The organism is Nocardia sp. NPDC058497, assembly GCF_042720195.1.
Lineage (GTDB): Bacteria > Actinomycetota > Actinomycetes > Mycobacteriales > Mycobacteriaceae > Nocardia.
In genome coordinates this window covers 1-7,257 of sequence record NZ_JBHXMY010000296.1, presented here as the reverse complement: position 1 = coordinate 7,257, position 7,257 = coordinate 1, and the positions used below count along the sequence as shown (strand labels likewise).

The 7,257-nt window shown below is 71.2% G+C and carries 1 protein-coding gene; it reads right to left on the bottom strand.

What is annotated here, in order from left to right; genetic code table 11:
• The coding region (locus tag ACFWPJ_RS19660) for an amino acid adenylation domain-containing protein (protein ID WP_378853296.1) at nt 1–7,257 on the bottom strand (7,257 nt) is incomplete at both ends.

The following is a 7,257-nucleotide window of genomic DNA, read 5'->3' as shown; positions in this document are numbered from 1 at the left end:
CCGTGAACAGGCGGGCGCGCATCGGAACCTGTTCGGCCACATCTAACCCGGTGGCCACGACTTCGGTGCCGGTGCCGAACAGCTGCTCCTGCGCGACCGTGACCGGACGCAGATCCAGCGAAATACGTTCGGCGGCAACGATCTGCTGCACCGGGGTGCCGCCGTGCTCGGGGTAGCGGGTGCGCAGCGACTCGTGCCTGCGCACCAGGTCGGCCAGTGCCAGCGACAGCGCCTCGGTGTCGAGCGCGCCGGTCAGGCGGATCGCGACGGGCAGGTTGTAGGCGGCGGAAGTGGTGTCGTACTTGTTGAGGAACCACATGCGCTGCTGCGCGAACGACAGCGGCACCAGTTCACCCTCGGTGCGCTCACGGGCGACCAGCGCCGCGCGGGCGGTGCCGCCGGTGTGCGATTCCACCCGGGCCGCGAGGGCTTCCACGGTGGAGGCTTCGAACAGCGTGCGCACCGGCACGGTGGCGCCGAGCGCGGCGCCGATGCGGGCGACCACGCGGGTGGCGATGAGCGAGTTGCCGCCGAGGTCGAAGAAGTCGTCGTCGACGCCGACCCGGTCCAGGCCGAGAACGTCGGCGAAGACCGCGGCGACGGTCTCCTGCACCGGGGTGACCGGGGCGCGGAAGGCACGGGCCTGCACCGCGGGGGCGGGCAGCGCGCGGCGGTCCAGCTTGCCGTTGACGGTCAGCGGGATCCATTCCAGGCGGACCAGGGCCGCCGGAACCATGTAGGCGGGCAGCTGTTCGGCGGCGCCGCTGCGCACGACGTCGAGGTCGGGCTGGGCGTCGCCGTCGGCGACCACGTAGGCGACGATGCGCTGGTCACCCGGCTGGTCCTCGCGGACGATGACCGCGGCCTGGGCGATGCCCGGCTGCGCCAGCACGGCGGCTTCGATCTCACCGAGTTCGATGCGGAAGCCGCGAACCTTCACCTGGTCGTCGGCGCGGCCGAGGTATTCGAGTTCGCCGAAGCGGTTCCAGCGTGCGAGGTCACCGGAGCGGTACAGGCGCGAGCCTGCCTGGTTCGGGCCGGCAAGCGGGTTGGCGACGAAACGGGTCGCGGTCAGGTCGGGGCGGCCGAGGTAGCCGCGTGCCAACTGCGGTCCGGCGACATACATCTCACCCGCGACACCGACCGGGACCGGGCGCAGCCGGTTGTCGAGCACGTACACGCCGAGGCCCGCGATGGCCCGGCCGACGACCGAACCGGCTGCGGCGGCAATGGTTTTCGCGTCGAGCGCGCGGAACGACACGTGCACCGTGGTCTCGGTGATGCCGTACATGTTGACCAGCGTCGGCGAGCTGTCACCGTGGCGGGCAACCCAATCCGACAGGCGGCGCAGCTCGAGGGCCTCACCACCGAAGACGACGTAGCGCAGGGCCAGCGGTTCCAGGCCGGGTCCGGCGATCCGGTCGGCCTCGGCGAGCTGGTAGAACGCCGACGGCGTCTGGTTGAGCACCGTCACCTGCTCGACCCGCAGCAGCTCCAGGAACTGCTCGGGCGAGCGCGAGGTGTAGTAGTCGACGACGATCAGCGAGCCGCCGAACAGCAGCGGACCCCACAGCTCCCACACCGAGAAGTCGAAGGCGTAGGAGTGGAACAGCGTCCACACATCGCGCGGGCCGAAGCCGAAGTCGCGGTCGGTATTGGCGAACAGGCGCACCACGTTCCGATGCGCGACGGCGACGCCCTTGGGACGGCCGGTCGAGCCGGAGGTGTAGATGACGTAGGCGACATTGTCCGGCGAGAGCGGGGCCAGCCGGTCGGCGTCGGTGATCGGCAGGTCGTCGGCGTCTTCGATATTGCCGGTCTCCACGGCGAAACCGTCGAGCACCACCGAGGGCAGGTCAGCCGGCACCGTCACCTGGACGGTGGAATCGAGGACAACGCTGGTGGGGCGGGAATCCTCGAGCACGTAGGCGATGCGCTCGGCCGGGTAGGTCGGATCGACCGGCACGTAACCGGCACCGGTCTTGACGACGGCCAGCAGCGCGACGACCAGGTCGAGCGAGCGCGGCAGGATAACCGCGACCAGCGACTCCGGGCCGGCGCCGTCGGCGATCAGCCTGCGCGCCAGCACATTCGCGCGCCGGTCGAGCTCGGCGTAGGTCAGCGATTCGACGCCGAACTTGGCGGCGATGCGGTCCGGGTAGGCCGCGGCGGCCGCGTCGAACAAGTCGACCAGCGTCGTGTGCTTGTTGCCGAACAGGCCGCGGCGGTGACCGGCCGGGGTGCTGGCGTCGTGGATGACCGGCAGGGCGATGGCATCGGCGCCGGAGGACACCCAGCGCTGGGCGACGTCGCGCTGTTCGGCCTCGCCGAGCAGGTCGATGTCGCCGACGATCACGTCGGGGTTCTCGGCGACGCTGCGCAGGACGCGGATGAGGCGGTCGCCGAAAGCGGCGACGGTCTCGGGGTCGAACAGATCGGTGGCGTAGTTCCACGACATCGACAGCGAGCCGTCGGCGGCTTCGCCCACGGTCAGCTGCACGTCGAATTTCGCTGTGCCCGGGTCGAAGTCGACGACATTCAGGTCCAGGCCCGGCAGGGCGACGGTGCCGGTGTCGGCGGCGGTGGCCGCCTCGAAGGTCAGCGCCACCTGGAACAGCGGGTGGTGTGCCTGCGAGCGGGTGGGGCTGAGCACGTCGACGAGTCGCTCGAACGGCACGTCGGCATTGGCGAAGGCCGACAGGTCGACCTTGCGGACCTGGTCGAGCAGGTCGCCGAAGCTGCCGCCGAGGTCGACCTCGCTGCGCAGCACCAGGGTGTTGACGAACATGCCGACGAGGTCGTCGAGGGTGCGCTCGCCACGGCCCGCGATCGGGGTGCCGATCGCGATGTCGGTGCTGTTGGACAGGCGCGCGGCCCAGGTGGCCAGCGCCGCGTGCATCACCATGAACAGGGTGACGCCGTGCGCGCGGGCGATCTCGGTCAGCGCCTGGTGCAGACCGGCGTCGACCGAGAAGCGGTACAGGTCACCGGCATTGGTGGCGATCTCGGGACGCGGCCGATCGGCGGGCAGCTCGATCTGGTCGGGCAGATCACGCAGCTGCTCGGTCCAGTAGGCGATCTGGCTCGCGGCGACCGACTCCGGATCGGACTCCTCACCGAGCACCTCACGCTGCCACAGCGTGTAGTCCGCGTACTGCACCTCGAGCGGGGCCCACGCGGGGACCTCGCCGCGGACTCGCTCGGTGTAGGCGACGACGACATCGCGCAGCAGCGGGCGCAGCGAGAAACCGTCACCGCTGATGTGGTGCATGACCAGCACCGCGACATGCTCGGTGCGGCCGGTAGCCCCGGAGGAGGTAGCGGAGCGTGACCACGCGGGGGCTTCGGCCGCACCGCCATGGGCACTGCGCTCGTCGACGCGCAGCAGACTCGCGCGGAACGGCACCTCGCGGGTGACATCGAAGTGCACGCCCGCCAGTTCCACGACGCGGGCGACGACCTCGTTCGCGGTGACCGGCTGGGCGGGCAGCGCGAAGCGGACCTCGTCGGCGGGCAGGACCTGCTGGTAGCCGGCGCCCTCGACCTCGGGGTAGAAGGTGCGCAGCGACTCGTGCCGCGCGGTCACATCGGCGATCGCGGCTTCCAGCGCGTCGACGTCGAGGTCACCGGTGAGGCGGATCGCGACCGGGATGTTGTTGACGGCGGTGCGGTTGTCGAAGCGGTTGAGGAACCACATCCGCTGCTGGGCCTGCGACAGCGGCACCAGCTCGGGACGCGGCTGCGGCACCAGCGGGATGCGCCCGCCGCGACCGGTGGCGGTCTCCACGCGGGCCGCCAGCGCGGCCACGGTCGAGGCCTCGAACAGCGCGCGCAGCGGCACCTGGGTGTCGAGCGCCTCGGACAGGCGCGCCGCGACCCTGGTGGCCACGAGCGAGTTGCCGCCGAGCTCGAAGAAGTCGTCGTCGAGGCCGACCTGTCCCGCGCCGAGCACCTCGGCGAAGGTGGCGGCGACGATCTGCTGCACCGGAGTGACGGGCGCCTGGAAGGTGCGCGCGGCGAACACCGGCGCGGGCAGCGCCTTGCGGTCCAGCTTGCCGGAAGCGTTGAGCGGGAAGGCGTTCAGCACCACGTACGCGGCGGGCACCATGTACACCGGCAGTTCGGCGCCGAGGGCGTCCTTGACCGCGTCGGTGTCCACGATCGAGCCCTGCTGCGGGATGACGTAGGCGACCAGCTGGTCTCCGGTGCGCTCGTCGGCCCGGACCACGACCACCGACTGGGCGATCTGCGGCAGCGCGGTGAGCGCCGACTCGATCTCGCCGAGCTCGATACGCAGACCACGCAGCTTCACCTGGAAGTCGGTGCGACCCAGGTACTCCAGCTCGCCGTCCGCGGTCCAGGTGACGAGGTCACCGGTGCGGTACATGCGCTCGCCGGGCGCGAACGGGTCGGCGACGAAGCGGTCCATGGTGAGGTCGGGGCGACCCACATAACCGTGGGCCAGCTGCACGCCCGCGAGATAGAGCTCACCCGCGACACCGACCGGAACGGGCCGCAGCCGCGAATCCAGCACGTACAGACGGGTATTGAACACCGGCGCGCCGATCGGCACGGTGTCGGTGTCGGCGTCGGTGACCTCGTGATAGGTCACGTCGACCGCGGCCTCGGTGGGGCCGTACAGGTTGTGCAGCGCGGCGCCGGTCAGCTCGCGCAGGCGCTGTGCGGTGGGCGACGGCAGCGCCTCACCGGAGGCGAACACATTGCGCAGCGAGACACAGTCGGCGGCAAGGGGTTCGGTGACGAACACGGCCATCATCGACGGCACGAAGTGCACCGTGGTGACCTGCTCGGCCGCGATCAGGCGGGCCAGGTAGGCCGGGTCGCGATGCCCGTCCGGCTTGGCCACGACCAGGCGCGCGCCGACCTGCAGCGGCCAGAAGAACTCCCACACCGACACGTCGAAGGTGGCGGGCGTCTTCTGCAGCACCACGTCGTCGGCGGCAAGGCCGTAGGCGGCGTGCATCCACACCAGGCGGTTGACGATCGCGGCATGGCTGACCGCGACACCCTTGGGCCGACCGGTCGAGCCGGAGGTGAAGATGACGTAGGCGGTGTTGTCCGAGCGCAGCGGGCGATGCCGGTCGGCGTCGGTGACCGGCTCGGCCGACTGGCCGGACAGGTCGAGCTGATCGATACGCACCTCACGACCGGCCACGCCGGGCAGGCTCTCACCGGAGGTCAGCACGCACACCGGCTGGGCGGTGTCGAGGATGTGCTCGATGCGCTCGGCCGGGTGATCGGGGTCCAGCGGCACGTACGCGCCACCGGCGGCGGACACGGCGTACATGCCGACCAGCAGGTCGATCGAGCGCCGCATACCGAGGGCCACATACGATTCCGGGCCGACACCGGCGTCCTTGAGCCAGCGCGCCAGCTGACGCACCCGCACCGCGAACTCGGCGTAGGACAGACTCGTCCCCTCGAACGTGAGCGCGGTCGCGTCGGGCGTGCGTGCGACCTGCGCCTCGAACAGGGCGTTGAGGGTGGCCGGGTCGTCGTCGCTGGGGGTGCTCAGCGCGGCGTCGACGGCGAATTCGGTGTCGTTCCACCGGTCCAGCACCAGGGTGCGCTCGGCGGCGTCGAGCAGTTCGATGTCACCGACGGCGACCGACGGGTCGGCCACGATGCCGGTGAGCACGCGCAGCAGGCGCGCGCCGAAGGTGGCGGCGAAGCCGGCGTCGAAAAGGTCGGTGGCGTAGACGAGTTCGGCCTCCATGCGGCTGTCGTCGTCGGCGGGCACCTCGCTGAGCGCCAGCTGCAGATCGAACTTGGCCACGTGCTGGTCGATGCCCAGCTCGGAAACGGTGAGGCCGGGCAGTTCCAGGGTGGTGCGGCCCAGGTTCTGGAACGAGAGCATCACCTGGAACAGCGGGTGCCGCGCCTGCGAGCGGGCCGGGTTGAGCACCTCGACGAGGCGCTCGAACGGCACGTCGGCGTGCGCGAAGGCGGCCAGGTCGTTCTCGCGAACCTGACCGAGCAGGTCGGTGAAGGAGACCGCGGGGTCGACCCGGGCGCGCAGCACCAGGGTGTTGACGAACATGCCGACCAGGTCGTCGAGCGCCTGCTCGCCACGACCGGCGACGGGAATACCGACGGCGATGTCCTCGGTGCCCGACAGCCGCGACAGCAGCGCGGCGAAGGCGCTGTGCACCACCATGAACAGGGTGGTGCCGTGCTCGTGGGCGACCCGGTTCAGCGCGTCGACCAGCTCGCCGGGCACCTCGAAGCGGTGCGTGCCCGCCTGGTAGGTGGCCTGCGCGGGCCGCGACTTGTGACCGAGGCGCAGCTCGTCGGGCAGATCGGCGAGCGCGCCGCGCCAGTAGTCGAGCTGCTCGGAGATCAGCGAGGTGGGGTCGGTCTCCTCGCCGAGGGTTTCGCGCTGCCACAGCGCGTAGTCGACGTACTGCACCTCGAGCGGCGGCCAGCCGGGTTCGGCGTTGGCGGTGCGCGCCACGTAGGCGGTCATCAGGTCGCGCACCAGCGGGCGCAGCGAGAAACCGTCGGCGGCGATGTGGTGGACCACCATCACCAGCACGTGCTCGCGCTCACCGAGCTCGTAGACCCGCAGGCGGACCGGGGCGTGCGCGGTGACGTCGAAACCGCGGCGGGCGAACTCGTAGAGCGAGGTCGCCATGTCGGTCTCGCCGGGGCGAGCGGCGGGCCCGGAGGAGGTAGCGGAGCGTGACCACGCAGGGCCCTCGGGAGCCCCGAGATCGGACACAGCCTCGACGAGTTCCACTTCGGGGATGGAAACAGCGGCGGCGAGGACCTTCTGGAAGGCGGTGCCGTCGTAGGAGGGGTAGACCGTGCGCAGCGACTCGTGCCGCGCGATCACGTCGGCGACCGCGCCGCGCAGCGCGGGCAGGTCGAGCAGGCCCTGCAGGCGGACGGCGACCGGGATGTTGTAGGTGCCCGCGTCGCCGGTGTCGCCGAGGTCGAAGCGGTTGAGGAACCACATGCGCTGCTGGGCGAGCGACAGCGGCGGGTGCTCGGGACGCTGACGCGCGGTCAGCTCGGCGCGCACGCCGGTGCCCGCGTGCGATTCCACCCGGGCCGCGAGCGCGCCGACGGTGGGCGCCTCGAACAGGGTGCGCACGCCGACCTCGGCGTCGAGCGCCTTGCTCAGGCGGGCGGCGACCTGGGTGGCGACCAGCGAGTTGCCGCCGAGGGCGAAGAAGTCGTCGTCGACGCCGACGCCGGGGGGGCCGGGGCGGGGGGCGGAGTGAGCGGCCCAGA